General features: G+C 59.8%; 17 protein-coding genes. 8 read left to right on the top strand and 9 right to left on the bottom strand.

Annotated features, from left to right (window positions below; genetic code table 11):
• The first annotated feature begins 40 nt into the window (after positions 1-40).
• Positions 41-337, top strand: coding sequence for a pyrroloquinoline quinone biosynthesis protein PqqE (locus J1D76_RS18010; protein WP_421139604.1), 297 nt, complete (start codon positions 41-43; stop codon positions 335-337).
• Positions 338-614: 277 nt separating this feature from the next.
• Entirely contained in the window at positions 615-2,420 is a 1,806-nt protein-coding gene (locus tag J1D76_RS18005; protein ID WP_421139603.1) for a phenylacyl-CoA dehydrogenase, read from the top strand.
• A gap of 76 nt (positions 2,421-2,496) precedes the next feature.
• Here the strand turns inward: J1D76_RS18005 and J1D76_RS18000 are convergent, their stop codons facing one another.
• A complete protein-coding gene (locus J1D76_RS18000) occupies positions 2,497-4,260 on the bottom strand; it encodes a hypothetical protein (RefSeq protein WP_421139602.1) in 1,764 nt (587 codons plus the stop codon).
• Positions 4,261-5,425: 1,165 nt separating this feature from the next.
• Between J1D76_RS18000 and J1D76_RS17995 the strand changes: the two genes are divergently transcribed.
• From J1D76_RS17995 to J1D76_RS17980, 4 genes are all read left to right on the top strand, one after another.
• Positions 5,426-7,546: a cytochrome-c peroxidase gene (locus tag J1D76_RS17995; RefSeq protein WP_421139614.1), complete on the top strand. Its 2,121-nt coding sequence runs from the start codon at positions 5,426-5,428 to the stop codon at positions 7,544-7,546.
• A gap of 150 nt (positions 7,547-7,696) precedes the next feature.
• Positions 7,697-8,989 carry a GGDEF domain-containing protein gene (locus tag J1D76_RS17990; RefSeq protein ID WP_421139601.1) on the top strand — a complete coding sequence of 431 codons (1,293 nt, stop codon included), beginning with the start codon at positions 7,697-7,699 and terminating at the stop codon, positions 8,987-8,989.
• 86 nt (positions 8,990-9,075) lie between these two features.
• Positions 9,076-10,872, top strand: a complete 1,797-nt coding sequence (locus tag J1D76_RS17985) for an acyl-CoA dehydrogenase C-terminal domain-containing protein (RefSeq protein ID WP_421139600.1) — start codon at positions 9,076-9,078, stop codon at positions 10,870-10,872.
• A gap of 175 nt (positions 10,873-11,047) precedes the next feature.
• Positions 11,048-12,826, top strand: a complete 1,779-nt coding sequence (locus J1D76_RS17980; RefSeq protein ID WP_421139599.1) for an acyl-CoA dehydrogenase C-terminal domain-containing protein — start codon at positions 11,048-11,050, stop codon at positions 12,824-12,826.
• Between the two features lie 226 nt (positions 12,827-13,052).
• On the opposite strand, the gene J1D76_RS17975 is transcribed toward J1D76_RS17980, so the two are convergent.
• The gene (locus tag J1D76_RS17975) at positions 13,053-13,982 is read right to left on the bottom strand and encodes a LysR family transcriptional regulator (protein WP_421139598.1); all 930 of its coding nucleotides are present in this window, start codon (positions 13,980-13,982) and stop codon (positions 13,053-13,055) included.
• A gap of 169 nt (positions 13,983-14,151) precedes the next feature.
• Here J1D76_RS17975 and J1D76_RS17970 point away from each other — a divergent pair, with 169 nt between their 5' ends.
• Both J1D76_RS17970 and J1D76_RS17965 read left to right on the top strand, forming a co-directional pair.
• Positions 14,152-15,435 (top strand): aspartate aminotransferase family protein, encoded by a 1,284-nt coding sequence (locus J1D76_RS17970; protein ID WP_421139597.1) that lies wholly within the window; start codon positions 14,152-14,154, stop codon positions 15,433-15,435.
• Positions 15,436-15,639: 204 nt separating this feature from the next.
• Entirely contained in the window at positions 15,640-15,798 is a 159-nt protein-coding gene (locus J1D76_RS17965; RefSeq protein WP_003228885.1) for a YqaE/Pmp3 family membrane protein, read from the top strand.
• Positions 15,799-15,902: 104 nt separating this feature from the next.
• Here the strand turns inward: J1D76_RS17965 and J1D76_RS17960 are convergent, their stop codons facing one another.
• The 7 genes from J1D76_RS17960 to pqqF form a co-directional block, all read right to left on the bottom strand.
• A complete protein-coding gene (locus J1D76_RS17960; protein WP_421139596.1) occupies positions 15,903-17,729 on the bottom strand; it encodes a S9 family peptidase in 1,827 nt (608 codons plus the stop codon).
• The gene (gene pqqE / locus J1D76_RS17955) at positions 17,695-18,867 is read right to left on the bottom strand and encodes a pyrroloquinoline quinone biosynthesis protein PqqE (RefSeq protein ID WP_421139595.1); all 1,173 of its coding nucleotides are present in this window, start codon (positions 18,865-18,867) and stop codon (positions 17,695-17,697) included. Before pqqE ends, J1D76_RS17960 begins: the two co-directional genes overlap by 35 nt.
• On the bottom strand, positions 18,839-19,114 hold the full coding sequence (pqqD, locus tag J1D76_RS17950; protein WP_421139594.1) for a pyrroloquinoline quinone biosynthesis peptide chaperone PqqD: 276 nt from the start codon (positions 19,112-19,114) through the stop codon (positions 18,839-18,841). The genes pqqE and pqqD overlap by 29 nt, the downstream gene beginning before the upstream one ends.
• Complete coding sequence (pqqC, locus tag J1D76_RS17945) at positions 19,111-19,863, bottom strand: pyrroloquinoline-quinone synthase PqqC (protein ID WP_421139592.1); 753 nt, start codon at positions 19,861-19,863, stop codon at positions 19,111-19,113. Before pqqC ends, pqqD begins: the two co-directional genes overlap by 4 nt.
• A gap of 138 nt (positions 19,864-20,001) precedes the next feature.
• Complete coding sequence (gene pqqB / locus J1D76_RS17940) at positions 20,002-20,913, bottom strand: pyrroloquinoline quinone biosynthesis protein PqqB (RefSeq protein ID WP_421139591.1); 912 nt, start codon at positions 20,911-20,913, stop codon at positions 20,002-20,004.
• Positions 20,914-20,992: 79 nt separating this feature from the next.
• Positions 20,993-21,067: a pyrroloquinoline quinone precursor peptide PqqA gene (pqqA, locus tag J1D76_RS17935; protein ID WP_003444522.1), complete on the bottom strand. Its 75-nt coding sequence runs from the start codon at positions 21,065-21,067 to the stop codon at positions 20,993-20,995.
• A 157-nt stretch (positions 21,068-21,224) separates the two neighbouring features.
• Positions 21,225-23,654, bottom strand: a complete 2,430-nt coding sequence (gene pqqF / locus J1D76_RS17930; RefSeq protein ID WP_421139589.1) for a pyrroloquinoline quinone biosynthesis protein PqqF — start codon at positions 23,652-23,654, stop codon at positions 21,225-21,227.
• Between the last annotated feature and the right edge of the window lie 44 nt (positions 23,655-23,698).

Below are 23,698 nucleotides of genomic sequence, written 5' to 3'. Positions count from 1 at the left end.
CAATGGGGGCCGTTGATCCTTTGCAAGGACGAGTTCTCCCATGGAAATCTCAGGAAACACCGCTTTCTATGCCGGTCTGAGCACCCTTCAGACAGGGCAGAACCGCGTCGATCAGGCGGCCGGGCAGATTGCCAACCAGACCATTGAGCGTTCGGTCAGCAGCCAGTCTTCCGAGACTCAGGTTGATCGCCTGCTTTCCCTCGATCGCAGCCAGCAATCAGACATGGCCAAAAATGTGGTCGATATGTCGCAAGGCAAAATTCAGGCAGAGCTTGGCGTGAAAGTCGCCAAGGCAGGCGACGAAGTGCTCGGCACATTGATCGACACCTACGCTTGATTCCTCGCTGAAACCGTACCCTCGACGCCGCGCCTGTTCGCGGCGTTTTTCTGCGTAAGCCCTTCTTCCTCAACTAATCTTTTTTCGTATGGCCGGTCGTGTTGAAAAAGCGACTGCGTGGTCACGTGCCTGTTGTCTGGACAGACGATGACGAACGGCAAAAGATCGATGCTTGACAACATTTCGGCGTAAACGTATGTTTCAAACAACTGTTTGATCGCAACAACAAATCCATGCGGTCGTTCATTCCCGGTTACATCAGCAGAGGTTTATCGCTATGCCTGACTACAAGGCCCCCTTGCGTGATATTCGCTTCGTTCGTGACGAACTGCTCGGCTACGAAGCGCACTATCAGAGCCTTCCGGCTTGTGCGGACGCAACTCCAGACATGGTTGACGCCATTCTCGAGGAAGGCGCCAAGTTTTGTGAGCAGGTACTGGCGCCGCTGAACCGCGTGGGCGACCTCGAAGGTTGCACCTGGAGCGAGTCTGGCGTTAAGACCCCGACTGGCTTCAAAGAGGCCTACAAGCAATTCGTCGAAGGCGGCTGGCCAAGCCTGGCCCACGACGTCGAGCACGGTGGTCAGGGCTTGCCGGAATCCCTGGGCCTGGCGATCAGCGAAATGGTCGGCGAGTCCAACTGGTCGTGGGGCATGTACCCAGGCCTATCGCACGGCGCGATGAACACCATCTCCGAACACGGCACCCCTGATCAGCAGCACACTTACCTGACCAAGCTGGTTACCGGCGAGTGGACCGGCACCATGTGCCTGACCGAACCGCACTGCGGCACCGACCTTGGCATGCTGCGCACCAAGGCCGAGCCTCAGGCCGATGGCTCCTACAACGTTTCCGGCACCAAGATCTTCATCTCGGCCGGTGAACACGACATGGCCGATAACATCGTCCACATCGTACTGGCCCGCCTGCCGGATGCACCGGCTGGCACCAAAGGCATCTCCCTGTTCATCGTGCCGAAGTTCATGCCGAACGCCGATGGTTCGGTTGGCGCTCGTAACGCCGTTTCTTGCGGTTCCCTGGAACACAAAATGGGCATCCACGGTAACGCCACCTGTGTGATGAACTTCGACGGCGCGACCGGTTTCCTGATCGGCCCGGCGAACAAGGGCCTGAACTGCATGTTCACCTTCATGAACACCGCACGTCTGGGTACCGCGCTGCAAGGCCTGGCCCACGCCGAAGTGGGTTTCCAGGGCGGCCTGAAATACGCTCGCGATCGCCTGCAAATGCGTTCGCTGACTGGCCCGAAAGCACCGGACAAAGCCGCTGACCCGATCATCGTGCACCCTGACGTACGCCGCATGCTGTTGACCATGAAGGCATTCGCCGAAGGCAACCGTGCGATGGTTTACTTCACCGCCAAGCAAGTCGACATCGTCAAGTACGGCGTGGACGAAGAAGAAAAGAAAAAAGCCGACGCACTGCTGGCCTTCATGACGCCGATTGCCAAGGCCTTCATGACCGAAGTCGGTTTCGAATCGGCCAACCACGGCGTGCAGATCTACGGCGGCCACGGCTTTATCGCCGAGTGGGGCATGGAGCAGAACGTTCGCGACAGCCGCATCTCGATGCTGTACGAAGGCACCACCGGTATCCAGGCACTCGACCTGCTGGGCCGTAAAGTGCTGATGACCCAAGGCGAGGCGCTCAAAGGCTTCACCAAGATCGTCCACAAGTTCTGCCAGACCAACGAAGGCAACGAAGCGGTTCAAGAGTTCGTCGCACCGCTGGCTGCATTGAATAAGGAGTGGGGCGAGCTGACCATGAAGGTCGGTATGGCGGCCATGAAAGATCGCGAAGAAGTCGGCGCGGCCTCCGTGGACTACCTGATGTACTCCGGTTACGCCTGCCTGGCCTACTTCTGGGCTGACATGGCGCGCCTGGCGGCCGAGAAACTGGCGGCCGGCACCTCCGAAGAGGCGTTCTACACCGCCAAACTGCAGACTGCGCGCTTCTACTTCCAGCGCATCCTGCCGCGTACCCGCACTCACGTTGCAACCATGCTGTCGGGCGCCAACAACCTGATGGACATGAAAGAAGAGAACTTCGACCTGGGCTACTAAGCCTTAACGAAGCCTCATGAAAAACCGCCGCTCTTTCGGGAGCGGCGGTTTTTTTTGCTCTGTTACCAGCCTCCGGTCACCACGGCGTTGGGGCCAAAGGACCGACACCGCCGGGCGTACTGGCGCCTTCTCCGTTACGTAGGAAGGGCAGGTGCCAGAAGTCGTTCGGGACCACAGCATCGCCCGGCTTGACGCCTTCCGGAAAGATGAACTCGAACACCGGCGCCACATACTGTCCAGCCACCAGCCCATTGGCGACCGTCAGCCTGCTAGCGTTCTCGATGCAGCTGTCCACGCCTGTTTGCGAGAGCGATTGCTGTGGAACACACATCGAGCGCGCCACGACACGCAGGGTACGCGTCGGCTGGCTCAAGAGCCCGGCGGGTGCCTTGGTCGCCCGAACTCTGGCGCGTTGTGGCTGAGGTCCGGTGTTCTGTGTGGTAATGCCACCCGTGGCGCCCAGGCAACTGGTCGCAAGACCCACCGCAGGATTGCACTCACCCGTCATCTCATAGGGGGTAACCCAGCGGTTGGTTTGTGCGCCGGTCGCTGGATTGACATCGATCAGGTAGATGTCGACCGGCGTCTTGATATCGGTGGTTGAAGCTTCAAGGAAAATCCGGTCCTGGGTTTCCTGAGCAACACCGCCGATGGCTGTTGCCGCTGGATCGGCAGTACCGACACCAAACTCCCCGATCGCCAGATAGCTTGGTTGCGAGCCGGGCTGAGTGTAGATCCCGACGTTGGCTTCAATCGTGTGCGCAGAGATGAAGTCCGCAGCCCCGGTTGTTGAGGATTTGAACAGAGTGCCGGACCAACTGATGAAGTCGCCGACTTCGAAGGGGGCCTGTTGAGTCGGGTCGGGTTCCGTCGCCGTGCGTGAAGCATCGCTGAACCTCTTCATGACGAATTGGCTGCAATAGGTCTGTCCCGTTACTGGAGGGGAAAGCTCTCCGCTGGCCGGAGGCGTTACACCCGCCTGGCTGAAGTTGCGGCAGTTATTGGTGGTGGTCGGCGTCACTGCTTTCGGCCGGTTTTTTTGTGGGCAGAGAGCATCGTCCCCGGAAATCGAGCGCGGCACGCACATCGGGTAGCCGGTTGCGGCGTGGATAGTCGGGTTCGCATCGTCGACGGAGAAGCGAGGGTCGGGGCTTTGGGCTCGGCCAAAACGTCCATTCGGGTCGTTGATCTGAAGGATCGTGGGTTGCTGAGCGTTACCACTGTCCACTTCGATGTTGCCGTTGGTGTAGTCGATCCGGGTGATGAACCCGCTACCTGCGTTTCCGGCTTGCTGGGAGACAAAAATCAGCCCGGCGATTTGTTTGTTGGAGACGCTGTTGCCGACCACGTGGATCTCGAACGAGGGATAAGACGTCGCTCCCTTGTTGAGCGCCAGCGAACCGCCCCTGACGAAATCTGCCCAGGTCAGGGTATTGGCCGGCATCTGCAGGATCGTATTGCAGGGAACGGTGATCGTTACACCGTTGAGTTGGACGGTACCTCCATAACGTGCCGGGTCCGTCGTGCCGGGGCAATTCGTATTGGCGGTATCGAGTGTCATATTTTGGATGAAACCAGTCACGTCAAACCCATGAATTGCCGTCGGGTCGGTAAAAACCGGATCGGGCAGCGTGGGTGTCGAGAATGGCGAGGTCCCCCCTGCCGGAGGCTTGGCAGTCCCGCCACCACCGCCGCCACCGCCGTTTTTGGCAAACACATCGGCGCCGCCACCCATGGCCAGTGCGATGGCAACGGCGCTGGCGAGCAGAGCATGGCGACCGAAGATGCCCTTGGATCGCAGCGGTATGGCGAGCGTTTTTACGTACAAGGATAAGCTCATGGCTCTCTCCGAATCGTGCATGACCAGTTGCCGGCCAATCGAGTCGCAGACCTGCTGATGCGCTGAATCCTGCGCAAGAGAAAACGCAAAGCTGTGAGTGTCGAACGGGGCTCGATCCGCCGGGATAAGTGCCTGTTTACGGTTGGCACTTGCCTTCGGATGCTTTCACCTGCGGAGCGTCGGCCGGTTACAGACGCGATCGTGAGGACATTTCCTTGAGCCTGAAGCCTGCAAAGCAGTTGTCGTGCCTAACACGAAACAATTAGACACAAATGTTTGCCAACGCACGCGGAATGCGGGCTGCGCGGCCAGGGAGGGTATAGCAAGTACTACTTTCTAATTAATATCCACCAACATAGGGGGGGATATATCCCCAGATTTGGGAGTATGCGAAGTTAAGTTCCAGCGTGTTCCAGATAGTCTCCAGGGAAAGTACTGAATGAGAAGAGTTTTCTATATGTACTTTGCACACAAGGATATCGCAATCGAAATATTTCGAAGCGTTGGTTGTGAGTTTTTTATTTGAAAGTATATAAAAAGCCATAGCTCGCGCAGTGCAACTTGTGCACGCGGTGTTTATGGGTTTAGTAAGTTTTAACTTTGGTTGTTAGGGTGTGTCATCCGTAAATTTCAACTTGATTTATACCGTTGCAATTGCTTTGCCATATTTATAGACAAAAATATTCTGATTGAAAAACAAAAGGTTGTGGTTGATTCTCGGTCGATTGCCTGTGCGTTTTTTGGGGGCGCTACCCAATAGTGGGGGAAATTCACCAGATGTGAGGTTCGACCGAAATCGTTGTTGTGTGTCTTGAAAGTTATATTTGCAAGGCGTTTTTATTTGCGTTGCATGAGACAAAAATAATTATTTATTTGCTGTTGAAATTTCTTGTTACAGCTAGAGTGAAGTTAAGCGCGCCCCTTGGTGCGACTCAGCAATACTTAATCTTAATAAGCCTGAGCCAAGAGAGTACTTTGCCAGTCAAGCCTCGCCTTGCCCGAACAATAAAGAGTGAGCGTAACTGCTCATGCAGGCCGCAGGATGTTTGGCGATGAGTTCATCTCGTAACAGGTTAATCGCGGAGCCTGGCTACTTCGCTGAATCGAGAATGTCATGATGGCCAAGAACTCGAGCCTCTCTCTAAATGCCCGTTTTGCCTGTGGGATGGCGGGCGCTCTACTGGCTATCGGTCTAACGGCTGCGAGTGCCAGGGCCGCAGACCCGGTTGCGGTTGAGCCGGTCAAGCCGCTTGAGCCAGTTAATCCGGCCGTGCCGGATGTGCCCACGCTGCAATCGCTGCGTGGCCTGGTGCCACCCGATCCTGCGGGAACCGAAGGCGGGCGCAAAGTCGACCTGATGACCGACTACGTGCTCAATCGCTCGGCGGCAGTGCTGCTGGGCAAGGCGCTGTTCTGGGACATGGAGATCGGCAGCGACGGCTCCACCGCGTGCGCGTCCTGCCACTTCCACGCCGGTGTCGATCACCGCACCACCAACCAGATCAACCCGGGCCAGGCCAACACCAACGCGAACGTCTCGTCGATCTTCAATAAACCGTTCCTCGCCTCCGACATCCCGGGCGACGTGCCGAGCTACACCACCAAATCCGGAGGCAAGGGCGGCCCGAATTACCTGTTGAAGAAAAACGACTTCCCGACCCATGTGCTGGCAGATCCGCTGGATCGCAATTCGGCGATTGTCTATTCGAGCGACGATGTGATCGGCTCCCAGGGCGTGTTCGACGCCAACTTCGTCAAGCCCCACCAGCCGCGTTTTGACAAGTGCATCCAGCAACCGGACGGTATCTTCCAGGTCGGCGGCATCAACGTCCGTCGCAGCACCGGACGCAACGCGCCATCGGTGATCAACGCCGCGTTCAACGTGCGCAACTTCTGGGATGGCCGCGCGAACAACGTCTTCAACGGCTTCTCGCCGTTCGGTAACCGCGACCCCGACGCCGGGATCTTCGTGACCAGCGACAAGAGCGGCGTAGCGCTCAAGGTGCGACTGGCGCTCAACGACGCCTCTGCGGCTTCGCAAGCGGTCGGCCCTCCCGGCAGCCCGGTGGAAATGTCCTGTGGCGGGCGCACTTTCGCCGATATCGGCCGGCGCATGCTCGATACCTTGATGCTTAAGCAACAACGCATCTCCTCCACCGATTCGGTACTGGGACCGGTGTCCGGCGCTCGCCGCCCGACTTACCGCGAACTGATCAAGAACGCGTTTCAGCCGCGCTTGTGGAATGCCACGCAACAGGTCTCGCTGGGCGGCGCGCCATACACGCAGATGGAGGCAAACTTCCCGCTGTTCTTCGGGCTGGCGATTCAGATGTATGAGTCCACGCTGATCTCGGACCAGGCGCCGCTGGATGCCTATCTGCAGGGTGATCACACGGCCATGAACGACCAGCAGGTCCAGGGTATGAACCTGTTCCTCGGCAAGGGCAAGTGCGTCAGCTGCCACGGCGGCGCGGAATTGACCAACGCCGGCAGCCGCTTGCTGTTCCATCCTCGGGAGCGGATCGAGCGCATGGTCATGGCCGACAACCTGACCACCCTGTATGACAACGGTTTCTACAACACCGGCGTGCGTCCAACGTCAGAAGACCTGGCCGTCGGTGGTTCGGACGCCTGGGGCAATCCTTTGTCCTTCACCCGTGAGTACAACGCTATGCTCCAGGGCGGCCAGATCGCCGACCCGCTGGATGTCGATGTCTGCACCTTCGAAGCACCTTTGAGCCCGTCCATTCCTTGTGATGCGACGCTCAAGCCCAATGTCGGTTTCCGAGACGCGGTCGATGGCGCCTTCAAGACGCCAACCCTGCGCAACATCGCGCTGACCGGGCCGTACTTCCACAACGGCAGCCGGGCGACGCTGCAACAGGTGATGGAGTTCTACAACCGGGGTGGCGACCGGCGGGGTGAGGATGCCAGCAACACCAGTGGCTTCGACCACCCGGCCGTCAACCAGCACAACGGCTCCAATCTAGATCCGGACATGACCCGGCTGAACCTGACCCCGGATGAGGTGGATGCGCTGGTCAAGTTCATGGAAGTCGGTCTGACCGATCCTCGTGTCGCGTGGGAACGAGCACCGTTTGATCATCCGTCGCTGGTGTTGGCACAGGGCGAAAAGGGTGACGAAAACTCGGTCGGGCAAAAACCGGCCAGTCCGAAAATCACCACCCGCCAGGCGCAGGACGCTGAAATCCAACTCAAACCGATCGGTGCCGAAGGTCGCACCGCGCTGGAGGGGCCGCTGCAACCGTTCAACAACGACTTGTAACCGTTTTCCCCTTGCGTCACTGGCGACTGATGGACGCCAGTGACGACCTTTTACAAATACCTCAGTATTTCACTCAGTAAATCGGGGTTTCTGCCGTTACAGTGGTGGGCACATTGCCATCTATTGATCTGACGGGTCGGAGCTTTACCCTTGCCGCGCTCATCTGCTGTACGTTTCAGTCATTTCCTGCCGTCCTTGCTGCTGTTGCTGGCGGGGCTTGCGGCTGCCTACATCAAGGATCTGAACGTCTTCTTCACGTCACTGTTCAACGTGTTGCCGACGCTGGTGTTGCTGCTCGGTGGTGCCTATTGCGCGGTTTACCGACGCCAGCGTGAACTGTTTCTGATGGTCACGGTGTACATCGCCTATTTTCTGCTCGACACCCAGACCGATTATTACCGTGACAACGGCAAGGTGCGTGATGACGCCGCCGTGGTCTTTCATCTGTGTTGCCTGTTGCTGCCCTTGTTGTTCGGCGTGTTTGCGGCGTGGCAGGAACGCACCCACCTGTTCCAGGACATGGTCGCGCGTTTTGCCGTGTTGCTGGCGGTCGGCAGCGTGGCCCTTGGGCTTGAGCAAAGTTATCCACATGCGCTGCTGATCTGGCTGTCGGAAATTCGTTGGCCGGCGTTGCATGGCGCCTGGATGAGCCTGATCCAGTTGTCCTATCCGGTGTTCATTGCTGCGTTTGTGCTGCTGGCCTGGCAATACTGGCGCAACCCGCGTCCGTTGCATGCCGCGCAATGGGTGGGACTGCTCGGGTTGTTCTGGATGCTGCCCAAAACTTTCATCCTGCCGTTTACGCTGAACATCATGTGCAGCCAGGTGATGTTGATGATCGCGGCCGCCGTCGCGCACGAGGCCTATCAAATGGCCTTCCGCGATGAACTGACCGGGCTGCCGGGTCGTCGTGCACTGAACGAGCGCATGCAACGGTTGGGGCGCAACTACGTGTTGGCCATGAGCGACGTCGACCACTTCAAGAAATTCAACGACACCCACGGTCACGACGTTGGCGACCAGGTGCTGCGCCTGGTGGCCAGCAAATTAGGAAAAATCGGTGGCGGCGGTAAGGCGTATCGTTATGGCGGCGAGGAGTTTGCCCTGGTGTTTGCCGGCAAGACCCTCGAGGAATGCATGCCGCACCTGGAAGTCATCCGCGAGTCCATCGCTACCTACAACATTCAGCTGCGCAATCAGGAAAACCGCCCGCAGGATGACAATCAGGGGCGCCAGCGCCGGGCCGGTTCCGGTGCGTCGAGTGTGTCGGTGACGGTCAGTATCGGCGTCGCCGAACGGATCGACCAGCGCACCCCTGAAGAAGTGCTCAAGTCCGCCGACCAGGCGCTCTACAGCGCCAAGGGCGCCGGGCGCAACTGTGTGATGGCGTTCGGGCAAAACCGCCGCGGCGCTGTGCGCATGGACGCCGCTACGGTTGAGTGATGATCGCGCATTCAGCGACTGGACAATGATTGTGGCGTAGGGTGGGGCGGCAGTAGGTTGGACAAATCTGCCGACGGAGAATGACCATGCCCGAGTACAAAGCTCCCTTGCGCGACATGCGCTTTCTGATCGATCACGTCTTTGACTTCCACAGTCACTACGCCGCGCTGGGGTCCACCGATGCCAGCCCGGACATGGTCAATGCGATCCTCGAAGAGGGCGCAAAATTCTGCGAAAACGTGCTATCGCCGCTCAACCGCAGTGGCGATGAAGAAGGCTGCCATTTCGACAATGGCGTGGTGACCACGCCGGCGGGATTCAAGCAGGCCTTCGCGCAATATGTCGAGGGCGGTTGGCATGGCCTCGCGGCGGACCCGGCTTACGGCGGCCAGGGGCTGCCGAGCTCGCTGGGCCTGGTCATCAGCGAGATGGTCGCTTCCAGCAACACCTCATGGGGCATGTACCCCGGCCTGACCCACGGTGCGATGTCGGCGATCCATGCCCATGGCACCGAAGAACAAAAACAGACCTATCTGAACAAACTCACCGCAGGTCTTTGGACCGGCACCATGTGCCTGACCGAAGCCCATTGCGGCACTGACCTGGGCATCATCAAGACCCGCGCCGTACCGGCGGCCGATGGCAGTTATGCGATCTGCGGCAGCAAGATCTTCATCTCCGCCGGCGAGCACGACATGAGCGCCAACATCATTCACCTGGTGCTGGCCAAATTGCCGGACGCTCCGGCCGGGACCAAAGGCATTTCTCTGTTCATCGTGCCCAAGTTCCTGCCCGATGCGGCGGGCGAAGCGGGCGAGCGCAATGGTGTGTCCTGCGGCTCCATCGAGCACAAGATGGGCATCAAGGCTTCGGCCACCTGCGTGCTGAATTTCGATGAGGCCAAGGGCTTCCTGATCGGCGAGCCGAACAAGGGCCTCAACTGCATGTTCACCATGATGAACCACGCGCGGCTGGGCACCGGCATGCAAGGGTTGTGTCTGGGCGAGGCGAGTTTTCAGGGGGCGATCAAATACGCCAACGACCGTTTGCAGATGCGCTCGCTGACTGGCCCGAAAGCCCCGGAAAAAGCCGCCGACCCGATCATCGTGCACCCCGATGTGCGGCGGATGTTGCTGACCATGAAGGCCTTCAACGAAGGCAACCGTGCGCTGACCTACTTCACCGCGCAACTGCTCGACACGGCCCACCTGAGCCCGGACGAAACGACGCGTCAGGACGCCGAAGACTTGCTGGCATTCCTCACACCGATCTGCAAAGCCTTCATGACCGATACCGGGCTGGAAGTGACCAACCACGGCATGCAGGTGTTTGGCGGCCACGGCTTCATTCGCGAATGGGGCATGGAACAATTGGTGCGCGACTGCCGGATCGCACCGATCTATGAAGGCACCAACGGCATTCAGGCGCTGGACCTGCTCGGGCGCAAGGTCCTCGGCAGCCAGGGCAAGCTGCTGCGAGGCTTCACCAAAATCGTCCACAAATTCTGCGCGGCGAATGCTGAACACCCACAGCTGGGCGGTTACGTGGCGCAGCTCAATCAACTGAATCAGCAATGGGGTGAGCTGACTACAAAGGTCGGTATGGCCGCGATGAAGAATGCCGATGAAGTCGGTGCCGCATCGGTGGATTACCTGATGTACAGCGGTTACATCATCCTCGGTTACCTGTGGTTGCGCATGGTGCTGGTGGCTCAGGCCCAGCTCGATGCGGGCAATGGCGATGCAGATTACTGCCGGGGCAAACTGGGCACCTGCGAGTTCTACTTCAAGCGCTTGTTGCCGCGCACCGCCGCTCATCGGACGGCCATCGAAGCGGGCAGCGATTGCCTGATGCAGCTGCCGGCAGAGCTGTTCGCGCTTTAGTCATCTCTATCAGCTACAAAAGAAGCCCGCCTTGAGCGGGCTTCTTGTTGCTGACTAAAAATTACAAATCGGTCATGAGCTGACCCTATGTGTCGCAAAAGTTGTTGGGGTACACTCCGACCCAACGAAAACACTCTTCCTGTGAATCACCTGTATAGATCTTGCGAGGTTTGCCATGGCTGACTACAAAGCGCCCCTGCGCGATATGCGCTTCGTCCTCAATGAAGTTTTCGAGGTCGCCAAACTCTGGGCCGAACTGCCTGCACTGGCTGAAACCGTGGATGCGGAAACGGTCGAAGCCATCCTGGAAGAAGCCGGCAAGGTCACCAGCAAAAGCATCGCCCCGCTGAGCCGTGCCGCGGACGAAGAAGGTTGCCATTGGGCGGACGGTGCCGTCACCACGCCGGCGGGATTCCCACAGGCTTATCAGACTTACGCTGAAGGCGGTTGGGTCGGTGTCGGTGGCGACCCGGCCTACGGCGGCATGGGCATGCCCAAGGCCGTTTCGGCCCAGGTCGAAGAAATGGTCAACTCTGCCAGCCTGTCGTTCGGCCTGTACCCGATGCTCACCGCCGGTGCTTGCCTGTCGATCAACGCCCACGCTAGCGAAGAGCTGAAAGCGGCGTACCTGCCGAATATGTACGCCGGCGTCTGGGCCGGTTCCATGTGCCTGACCGAGCCGCATGCCGGCACCGACCTGGGCATCATCCGCACCAAGGCCGAGCCTCAGGCCGACGGTTCCTACAAGGTCAGCGGCACCAAGATCTTCATCACCGGTGGCGAGCACGACCTCACCGAAAACATCATTCACCTGGTGTTGGCCAAGCTGCCGGACGCACCGGCGGGACCGAAAGGCATTTCGCTGTTCCTGGTGCCGAAGTTCATGGTCAATGCCGATGGCAGCCTGGGCGCGCGCAACTCGGCCAACTGCGGTTCGATTGAACACAAGATGGGCATCCAGGCGTCCGCGACCTGCGTGATGAACTTCGATGAAGCGGTGGGCTACTTGGTTGGCGAACCGAACAAAGGCCTGGCGGCGATGTTCACCATGATGAACTACGAGCGTCTGGGTGTCGGTATCCAGGGCCTGGCCACGGGCGAGCGCTCGTACCAGAACGCCGTGGAATACGCCCGCGACCGTCTGCAAAGCCGTTCGCCGACCGGCGCGCAGAACAAGGACAAAGTGGCTGACCCGATCATCGTCCACCCGGACGTGCGTCGCATGCTGCTGACCATGAAAGCCTCGAACGAAGGTGGCCGTGCGTTCTCCACCTACGTGGCGATGCAACTCGACACCGCCAAGTTCAGCGAAGACGCCACTACCCGCAAGCGTGCGGAAGACCTGGTCGCGTTGCTGACGCCGGTGGCCAAGGCATTCCTGACCGACCTGGGCCTGGAAACCACAGTCCACGGCCAGCAAGTGTTTGGTGGCCACGGCTACATCCGCGAATGGGGCCAGGAGCAGTTGGTGCGTGACGTGCGCATCACCCAGATCTACGAAGGCACCAACGGCATTCAGGCGCTGGACCTGGTCGGGCGCAAGATCGTCGGCAGCGGCGGCGCGTTCTATAACCTGTTTGCCGACGAGATTCGCCACTTTACGGCCACCGCGAGCGCGGACCTCGCCGAGTTCACCAAGCCGCTGAACGATGCGGTGACCACCCTCGACGAGCTGACTGCGTGGCTGCTGGACCGGGCCAAGACTAATCCGAATGAAATCGGTGCGGCGTCGGTCGAGTACCTGCAGGTATTCGGCTATGTGGCTTACGCCTACATGTGGGCCCTGATGGCCAAAGCTGCAGTGGGCAAGGAAACGCAGGACGATTTCTACGCCAGCAAAATGGGCACCGCACGCTTCTATTTCGCCCGCCTGCTGCCACGCATTCACTCGTTGAGCGCGTCGGTGAAGGCCGGTAGCGAATCGTTGTTCCTGCTGGATGCCGGGCAATTCTGATGAAGGCGCCCATGTAAGCATTCGCTTACATGGCGTGCTGCTGTTCTCCCATAGAAGCATTTTGGATCCACAGCTAATCTACTTCACATGGACGTAGCGCAGGAAGCGCAAAGCAACAACACGGACACGTAGGATTCTGCCAGGACGGCGGAGCGAAATGGATGTCAGGGAAACAGTCTGCAAAGCCCCGCTTCGGCGGGGTTTTCTTTTGCCTGAAGAAAAGTTTTCAGCTTGTCCCTTGCAAAGCCTGCGCGTTGTTCAAGCGTTGATCCGGTCCGTTAATCACTTCCTCCAGCAATGTCCGCAGCAAGGCCAGCGAGGCCTGTTGCCGTTGCACATCTCGGCACACCAGTCCGACTTTCAGCGGTACTCGCGGTTCGCTCAAGGGTTTCCACAGCAGTTCGTGGCTGCCATGGGTCTTTTGCGAGCGCCCGGGCAGCACGGTCGCCAGGCGCGTGTGCGGCAGGCTGTCGAGGATGCCGGCCATGTTGTTCAGTTCGGCTTGCACTTGTGGGCGGCGCCCAAGGCTCGCCAGTTGGGTCTGCCAGATCTGCCGGATCTGAAACTCTTCGCCCAGCAGTAACATCGGCAGTTCCGCTGCCTGGCTCATGGACACTTTCTTGAACTCACGCAGCGGATGGTCCGCCGGGATGACCAGTGTCAGTTCATCTTCGTACAGCATCACGCCATGTAATCCGGGCTGGCGGGGCGGCAGGTAGCCGATGCCGATATCCAGAGAGCCATTGAGCAGGCGCCGCTCGATTTCCAGACCGGTCAGTTCATAGATCTGCACCACCAGATGCGGCTGCGCCTTGCGCACCCGTTCGAGCATCTGCGGCACCAGGCTGGTGTGCACTGTCTGCAACACGCCGATGGCCAGGGTGCGCAACGCCTGCCCCTTGAAGTTGCCGAGCGCTTCCCGCGCCCGTTGCAAACCATCGAGCAGCGGCTGGGCGTGGTTGTACAGGGTATGGGCCGCGAGGGTCGGCAACAGGCGTTTGCTGCTGCGTTCGAACAGGCTCACCTCGAGGTTTTGTTCCAGATGGCGGATCTGCTGCGACAGCGCTGGCTGCGAGATCGACAAACGCTCGGCAGCCCGGCCCACATGACCTTCTTCATACACCGCGACGAAATAACGCAGTTGCTTGAAATCCATAAGTAATACTTATCAAAAAAGCTGGGAAATCGAAATGGCTCAACGCCTCGTCAACGCCTAGTCTAACCGCATTCACAAGGCTTACAGGGCCAATGAGCGCGATGATTAGCGTTTACTTCGATGGTGTTTACATAGGTAAGGCAAAAAACCTTAAAAGAGGTTTTTTTGAATGAATCTGTTCAGTCTGCGCCGCAATACTCCCAGTCTCGATGACTTGGTCCTTGACGCCTCCCTGCCTTCCAACGGCAATAGGTTTTCCAGCGAGTACTTGATGCCCAGTGTCGAGCGGCCGAAACAGGTGTTTGTGCGCGGCCAGGGTTCGTGGTTGTGGGACAGCGAAGACCGCGCCTATCTGGACTTTACCCAGGGCGGCGGAGCCAACAGTCTGGGTCACAGCCCTTCGGTTCTGGTCAATGCCCTCACTGCCCAGGCGCAATCGCTGATCAATCCGGGTTTTGGCCTGCATAACCGCGGCATGCTCCACCTTGCCGAACAGCTGTGTGCCAGCACCGACAGCGATCAGGCCTACCTGCTCAATACCGGCAGCGAAGCCTGTGAGGCGGCGATCAAACTGGCGCGCAAATGGGGTCAACAACATCGCGGTGGCGCATCACGAATCATTGTGGCCAACAACGGTAACCATGGTCGTAGCCTGGCGACGATTTCCGCGTCGGACAGCGTGAACCTGACCAACCGATTCGAGCCGCAACTGCCAGGCTTCAGCCACGTACCGTTCAATGATCTTCCGGCGTTGCACGCGGCTGTGGATGAGCGGACCGTGGCCATCATGCTCGAACCGGTCCAGAGCGAAGCCGGCGTGATCCCGGCGACCGCGCTTTACCTCAAGGGCGTTGAGCGTTTGTGCCGTGAACTCGGCATTCTGCTGATCCTCGATGAGGTGCAAACCGGCATCGGCCGTTGCGGCACCTTGCTCGCGGAACAGTCGTACGGCGTAAAGGCAGATATCGTCGTGCTGGGCAAAGGGCTTGGCGCAGGGGTGCCACTGGCTGCCTTACTGGCGCGGGGCAGGGCTTGCTGTTGCGAGCCTGGCGAAATAACCGGCACGCACCATGGCAACGCACTGATGACCGCGGCGGGGCTCGCGGTCCTCGACAGCGTGCAGGACAAGGCTTTTCTCAAACACGCCGCACAAACCGGCCAGCACATGCGCGAAGGCCTGGGACGACTGGCCCATCGTTATGGCCATGGCGAACTGCGCGGACAGGGGCTGCTGTGGGGGCTGACGCTGTCGGACGATTGCGCCGATGCAGTCGTCAAGGCCGCGCTGTACGAAGGCTTGCTGCTCAATGCCCCGCAACCCGACTGCCTGCGCTTCACCCCCGCGCTGAATGTCAGCAACGCCAACATCGACGAAATGCTCCTGCGCCTGGCCCGCGCCTTCTCCCGAGTACGCAGCGCGCAATTGCAGTGCCGCAAAGGGATCGCCGTCTGATCAGACGCGCCCTACACACTTCCAGAACCGTCTCGCGGTAATACGCACGCCCCACGCCCGATACTTTTGGCGTGGGGCGTTTTTTTTGTCCGCGAAACGCAACGAGTCGCCCAGCTCTGGAGTAGAGGGACTGAACCCTGACAAACGGCACAGGTCGATTAGCTGTAGGGCTTGAACGAGCCCACCCCAATCAGGAGTTTCCTCATGGACTTTATTCGCATCATCATCGCCATCCTGTTGCCGCCACTGGGCGTGTTTCTGCAAGTAGGATTCGGCGGCGCGTTCTGGCTGAATATTCTGCTGACGTTGTGCGGTTACATTCCGGGGATCGTGCACGCGGTGTACATCATCGCCAAGCGCTGAGTTTTTGCGGTACTAGATAGATCGGGATCGCTGGCAAGCCAGCTCCTACAGGGGATCACCGTTCTGTAGGAGCTGGCTTGCCAGCGATTGGAGCACCGCCGATTTCAGCCGGTGTGCTCCATCACCCGCCGATAAAACAACCACTCCTGCTCCAGCGCATGAGCCTGGTTACCGGCCTTGCGAAAGCCATGGCGTTCGTCCGCGTAGTAATGCGCTTCGACCAGGATGCCGTTGTCCTGCAGGGCCTCGACCATGTCGCGGGTTTGCTGCGGGACGACCACGGCATCCAGTTCTCCTTGAAAGAAGATCATCGGCACGCGGATGTTTTTCGCGTGTAAAAGCGGGGTGCGGGTGGCGTAGCGTTCGGCATCTTGCACCGGGTCGCCGATCAGCCAGTCCAGATAATCGCCTTCGAACTTGTGAGTTGCCTGACCCAGCGCTACGGGATCGCTGACCCCATACAGGCTGGCGCCGGCGCGAAAAACATTATGGAACGCGAGCGCGCAAAGTGTGGTGTAGCCACCGGCACTGCCGCCGCGAATGAATGCTTTCTCACCGTCAATCAAACCCCGCCCGGCCAGATAAGCGACCACCGCGCAAGCATCTTCGACATCAACGTCGCCCCAGCTCAAGTGCAGCGCCTGGCGATATGCCCGACCATAGCCGCTGCTGCCTCGATAATTGAGATCCGCCACGGCGAACCCGCGTTGTGCCCAATACTGGATGCGCGGATCGAGCATCGGATAGCACGCCGACGTCGGGCCACCGTGGATAAACACCACCAGCGGCGGTGGCGCTTCGCCGGTCATTGCCGGAAAGAAAAAGCCGTGGGCCTCGCCTGAGCCGCTTGGGTAACGCAAGGTTTGCGGGCGGCTGATCTGTTCGGGAAGAAGTGGTGCGATGCCGCCGGCCAGCACCTTCACTTGTCGGCTCTGGCGGTCGATGGCGATGACCGCCGTTGAACAGACGGGCGACGCTGCGATGCAGTAGACGAACTGCTCATCCACGGCAAGCGAACGGAAGCGGCTGTAATCGCCGGTGAGGTCGGCGCTGGACTCGCCGCTGATGCCTAATCGACCGAACCCGCCCTCGGTCCAACTGGCCAGATAATGCCCATCGTCCAGCGGTAACCAGGTGCTGGCGCCCAGTTGCCACGGGGCGGGGCCATGGTCGGCGGCGGCACTTGGCAAAGGAACCAGTCTGTTTTCAGATTCCCTCCATGGCTGCCAATAACCGGCGCGGTCGGTCAGACAATACAAGCGACCGTCGGCATCAAACTGCGGTTGTTGCACAGACTCTTGTGCGCCGTCGCCCGCCACACAACGCGGTTGGGTCAAGCTGCCATTGGCCATGCGTTCGGCAACCATCAAGCGGGTCGCGGTCCATGGCTGATTCGGGCGACTCCACTCGATCCAGGCCAGGCGCCGGCCATCAGGACTCATCGTCGGTGCGGCGTAAAAATCAGCTCCTTCGGCCAACAAGTGGCGCGCACCGTCCAGCCAATCGATCGCGACCAGTTGGTGCTTATCGTGATCTTCCTCGACGGCCAGTACCTGCCCGTTGGCGAACTGCAGATCGCCATAACGGTACGCGCCGGACGTTAGCCTTTCGGGCGATTCACCTCGCAACGATTGCCGATACAACTGCTGGTCGGCCTCGTTGACGAAAACGATACCGTCATCCGTCAGACAAAACGCCCCACCGCCATATTCGTACACTCGACTGCGAACACTGAACCCCGGCGGCGTCAGGCAATTCGCCGCGCCGTCACGCCAATGCCAGATCCGGCACGCAGCGTCTTCGGGGCGGTACTCGTTCCAGAACAGGCCCTGACGACCGACCTGCAACTCGGCAAAGTCGATACCGGCGGCAACGGCTTTGGCCGCGCTGAACGGTTCAGCTCTTGGCGATGAGGCGTGAATTTCGTTCATTGCGAAAGGCCAGTTGGTCGATGGTCTGGGTCGCGTGTTCGGCTTCTTCGCGAGCCTTGAGGATCACGCCGTGTTGGGGCGACTTGCTGCACACCGGGTCGGCGTTGCTGGCGTCACCGGTGAGCATGAACGCCTGGCAGCGGCAGCCGCCGAAGTCTTTTTCTTTCTCGTCACAGGAGCGGCACGGCTCGGGCATCCAGTCGTAACCGCGATAGCGGTTGAAGCCGAACGAGTCGTACCAGATGTGCTGCATGCTGTGGTCGCGCACGTTGGGAAACTGCACCGGCATCTGTCGGGCACCATGACAGGGCAGGGCGGTTCCGTCTGGCGTCACCGTCAGAAAAATACTGCCCCAGCCGTTCATGCAGGCTTTCGGGCGTTCTTCGTAATAGTCCGGGGTGACGAAAATCAGCTTGCACGGATGCCCTTCGGCGGCAAGTTTTGCGCGGTATTCATTGGTGATGCGTTCGGCGCGCACCAGTTGTTCTTTGGTCGGCAATAACCCAACGCGATTGAGCTGCGCCCAGCCGTAGAACTGACAGGTGGCGAGCTCGACAAAGTCTGCTTCCAGGGCGATGCACAACTCGATGATGCGGTCGATCTGGTCGATGTTGTGCCGATGGGTGACGAAGTTCAACACCATCGGATAACCGTGGGCCTTCACCGCCCGGGCCATTTCCAGTTTCTGCGCGAAGGCTTTTTTCGAACCGGCCAGCAGGTTGTTCACCTGCTCGTCGCTGGCCTGGAAACTGATCTGGATGTGATCGAGCCCGGCCTTCTTGAAGTCGCTGATTTTCTGCTCGGTCAGGCCGATGCCGGAGGTGATCAGGTTGGTGTAGAAACCCAGCTGCCGCGCCTCATGAATCAATTCGGCGAGGTCCTGGCGCACCAGCGGTTCACCACCGGAAAAACCCAGCTGCGCGGCGCCCATTTCCCGCGCCTCACGAAACACCTTGATCCATTGCTCCGTGCTCAGCTCCTTGCCTTGCTCGGCAAAATCCAATGGATTGGAGCAGTACGGGCATTGCAGCGGGCAGCGATAGGTCAGCTCGGCGAGCAGCCACAGGGGCAGGCCGATTTCCGGTTTGGGCGGCACTTGCACCGATGACTCAGGCAAGTTCGATCCAGTGCTGTGCACGGGCAACCTCCATGAATTGCTCGATGTCGTCACCGAGCTCGGGCACGCCGGGGAATTGCTGGTCCAGTTCGCTGATGATCGCGGCGACATCACGCTGACCATCGATCAAACCGCCAATCAACGCGGCAGTTTCGTTGAGCTTGATCATGCCCTCCGGGTACAACAGTACATGGCCTTTTTGCGCCGGTTCGTACTGGAAACGATAGCCAGGGCGCCAGGTCGGGGTCTTGCTGCGATCAAAACTCATAAGGTGATTCCTTTGTGCCAGACCCGTTCCCCGGTCACGCTGTGATACGGCGGGCGTTTGAGTTCGTAGGCCATGCTCATGGCATCGAGCATGCTCCAAAGAATGTCCAGTTTGAACTGGAGAATTTCCAGCATGCGCGCCTGGCCTTCGCGAGTTGTGTAGTGCTCGAGCGTGATCGCCAGACCGTGCTCGACATCACGCCGCGCCTGGCCCAGGCGCGTGCGGAAATACTCGTAGCCGGCCGGGTCGATCCACGGGTAATGCTGCGGCCAACTGTCCAGGCGCGATTGGTGGATCTGCGGGGCAAACAGTTCGGTCAGCGAGCTGCTGGCGGCTTCCTGCCAACTGGCGCGGCGGGCGAAGTTGACGTAGGCGTCCACGGCGAAACGTACGCCAGGCAACACCAGTTCCTGCGAGCGCAACTGGTCCGGGTCCAAACCCACGGCCTGGCCCAGGCGCAACCAGGCTTCGATGCCGCCGTCTTCACCGGGCGCGCCGTCGTGGTCGAGCAGGCGCTGGATCCACTCGCGCCGGATCTCGCGGTCCGGGCAGTTGGCCAGGATCGCGGCGTCCTTCAGGGGAATGTTCACCTGATAGTAGAAGCGGTTGGCGACCCAGCCCTGGATCTGCTCGCGGGTGGCGCGGCCTTCGTACATCGCCACGTGATACGGGTGATAGATGTGGTAATAGGCGCCCTTGGCGCGCAGGGCCGCTTCGAATTCGGCGGGGGACATCGGGGTGTCGGTCATTGCGGTTCTCCGGGTAGGACCGGTGGATTCTCTGTGCTTGAAATGGCCTCTTCGCGAGCAGGCTCGCTCCCACATTGGAATGCGATCCCCTGTGGGAGCGAGCCTGCTCGCGATAGACCGCGCAGCGGTCTCGATGACTTACAAAACAATACTCATGCCGTCAAACGCCACTTCAACCTGACGCCGATCCAGCTCCGAACGCTCGGGCGAATCCTCATCCAGAATCGGGTTGGTGTTGTTGATGTGGATAAGCACCTTGCGCTGCTTGGGCAGGTGTTCCAGCACTTCAAGCATGCCGCCGGGGCCGTTCTGCGCCAGGTGGCCCATCTCGCGACCGGTGCGTGTGCCGACGCCGCGACGCTGCATTTCATCGTCGTCCCACAACGTGCCGTCGACCAACAGGCAATCGCTGCCGGCCATGATCTCCAGCAGCGGCGCATCGACCTTGCCCAGCCCAGGCGCATAGAACAACTTGCCGCCGGTGTTCAGGTCCTCGACGATCAGGCCGATGTTGTCGCCCGGATGCGGGTCGAAACGGTGCGGCGAGTAAGGCGGCGCGGCGCTGCGCAGGGGCAACGGGGTGAAACGCAGGTTCGGGCAGGCGGGAATGCTGAAGCTTTGATCAAGCTCGATGCGGTTCCAGTTCAGCCCACCGTTCCAGTGGCTCAGCATGATGAACAACGGAAAACCGGTGCTCAGGTCTTCATGGACCATGTCGGTGCACCAGACCTGGTGCGGGCAGCCTTCGCGCAGCATCAGCAGGCCGGTGGTGTGGTCGATCTGGCTGTCCATCAGGATGATCGCGCCGATCCCGGTATCGCGCAGGGCGCGGCCCGGCTGCATCGGGGCGAAACTCTGGAGTTGCGCGCGAATGTCCGGCGAGGTGTTGCACAGCACCCAGTTCACGCCGTCATCGGAAATCGCGATCGACGATTGCGTCCGCGCCTTGGCCCGCAGGCTGCCATCGCGAAAGCCGGCGCAGTTCACGCAGTTGCAGTTCCACTGGGGGAAACCGCCGCCGGCAGCGGAACCTAGAATCTGGACAAACATGGACGCTCCATCCTTTCAACGCTGAAAATAAAACGCCTCGGATAACCGAGGCGTTGTGCTGCATCTGCCAAGGCAGGGATTAGCGGCTTGCGAAGTACATGGTGACTTCAAAGCCGATACGCAGGTCGGTGTAGGCAGGTTTGGTCCAGGCCATAAGTTGAACTCCTTCAGGTAGGTGGGACAGCGCTATCTATAGGTATAGTCCACCTCAAGTCAGAGATGTTCCAGATAGTTAGGTGGCTATGTTACTCAAAATTTCAAAGAGATTGTCCGTGAAACTTTGAGAAAGCTCATTGCAGCGCCGGTAATGATCATTTTGCCCCTTGCCATGGCTCACACGGGCTGGCCGCGCTGGCCAGGCAGCGCCAGCCGCCCTCGGCCTGATTCAGGCGCAGGGCCGCAGCCTGGATAGCGGGCCGGTCGATCTGCAAAATAGCCTCGGGCAATTGCGTCAGATAACCCGACGAACGGCTAGCCAATTTCCCCTGCCAGAGCAATTCGGCCGCTTGGCTGGTGGTGAGCGTGGCGCCGGAAAACTGGTCCGCCAAGACCTGCCGTTGAGCGTTGAAGGTGCTGTCGTCGAGCGCGTTGATCAGCTCGGGCAACTGCTTCAGGAATTGCTCGATGTGTTGCAGCAGTTCCGCTGGTGCAACACTCGGCGATTGCACGCCGAACAGCAGTCCGGTCTGCCCGTGAATCTGCCGCAGGGCGCTGAACACCGCATAGCCGAGCTGCAACTCCACACGCAGGCGTTGGTAGAACGGCGTCTGACAGACATGCGCGAGTAAACGCCACCCGGCTTCGTCGGCCAATTCCTGGGTGGCTGTCGGACAGAACAGCAACAGCGCGTGCTCGCTGGAGGCCGTATCGACACGGCTCCACAGATGTTGTGCAGCGATCGAAGTGGGCAGCGCCAGCTGATTGTCCGGCGTGCCGGGTATGCGGCTCAAAGCCAGGCCCATGGCCGCTTGGGTTTGGGGCGATAAGCCGATGGCCAGTCCGTCCCAGCGCGCACTCGACCAGAGTTGCTGCACGTCATTCGAGGTCGCGGTATGCCCGAGAATGTGATCGGGCAATGCCTTGAGCAGTTGTCGAATCGGTATCAGCGCAACGCTGGTCGATTCTGCTTGAGCGACCGCGGCATCAGGTTTTGTCAGATCGTTCAGCACATGCTCCAGGACGCTGGGCATCGGCTCCTGAAGTCCGTTCAATTTCAGTAGCCATTCGTTGCCCGATGCGCTGAAGGAAAAGTCCACGCCAGCCTGATGTGCGTCTTTGCGCAGGGGTTGCAGGTGGTTTTCCAATCGGGATTGAAGGTGGCTATCGGGCGCCGAATCCAGACGCCAGCGCAGGTAAATCGCCCCTTCAGCACCACTGTCCGGCCATGCCTGGCTGAACTGCATCGGTGAACGTTCGCGACGGCTGCGCGAGCGGTCCTGGGCAAAGGTGCGCAGGCCGCGGTGAGCGCTGGTCTGGCCGCGAATCAACCCGGCGTTGGAGGCTGGGGCTTCGTCGCGCAGGAACGGGTTAGGTGTCGGCAACAGCCATTCGCCGCTGAAGTTATCCACAGCACCGATTTGGTGGAGGAGTTGCCGGAGGGCTGCAACACCTTTTTCGGACAGCCCGGCTTCGTGTTGTTCGCTGTCCAGTCGCGCCAGTTGCAAGGCACTGCTGACTTGCTGCTGGCGTTGCAGCACGGCGGCGTACTCTTCGCGCAATCGGCTCCAGTCCTGCTTGGCAAAGAAACAGAGCCAGTCGAGTAGACGTTCGCGGATATCCGCTGCCGAGTCTGTGTCGGACAGGGTGAACTCGATATGCAGCAAGGCTTGCCCGGCGAACTGGTACAGCGGTTGGGCTTTCAGGTTTTGCGCCAGCCCGTGTTCGCGCAAGTTCGCCAGCAAGCTGCCGGGTTTGGCCATATTGAGCCAGTGGCACAGGAACGCCAGCGCTTCGCCCACGTTGCCAGGCAATGTTTCGAGGGCGAACAGCAGGTCCAGGCGTCGTTCCCCCGCCTGTTGATAACTGTTGTGCGGTGCATCCATCAGCGGTGCGGGCGCTTGTTGCGAGACTGTTTCGCCTACGGCAATGACGCTGGCAAAGGCTTCGGCCAGTGCCTTCAACTCATCGAGACTTTGCGGCCCGGCCAGGCTCAGGGTCATTTGTCCGGTCTGGTAAAAGCGCTGATGAAAATCCCGCAAGGCTTGTTGAAACTCAGGTTGCTCCACCAGCAGGCTGTCACGATTGCCAGCATGGAAACCCCGTAGCGGATGAGCTTCGGCCAAGCCATTGGACAGCGCAAACTGCTGCTGCGCCGCCGCATCCTGCGACCAGGCGACAAATTCCGCCTGCAGCACCTCCCGTTCCCGCTGCTGATCGTCTGGATTCATACGTGGATGGGCGAGCATGTCTGACAGACGCTGCAGTCCACCAGCAAAAGCCTGAACCGGCAGTTCGAAAAAGTAGTCCGTCGTGCGCTCGCTGGTGCGCGCATTAACCTGCCCGCCGTGACCTTGCACGTAGGCCATCAACCCTTGTCCAGCAGGCCAACGCTCAGTCCCCAGAAACAGCAGATGCTCAAGAAAATGCGCCAGCCCTGGCCACGCCAGCGGCACATCATGGCTGCCCGCCGCGACCCGCAACGCTGCGGCGCAGCGCTTCAAATTCGGGGCATGACGCAACGTCACCCGCAAGCCGTTGGCCAGGGTTTCGGTGTGGGGGCGAGGGGGATTCAGCGCGGGCATGGGCACTTCCAGAACAGTGAAGTGCCAATGCTAGCGGATAAGCG

It is taken from the genome of Pseudomonas sp. NFX15 (assembly GCF_049132105.1).
GTDB lineage: Bacteria > Pseudomonadota > Gammaproteobacteria > Pseudomonadales > Pseudomonadaceae > Aquipseudomonas.
This window is presented reverse-complemented; position numbering and strand designations above follow the sequence as displayed.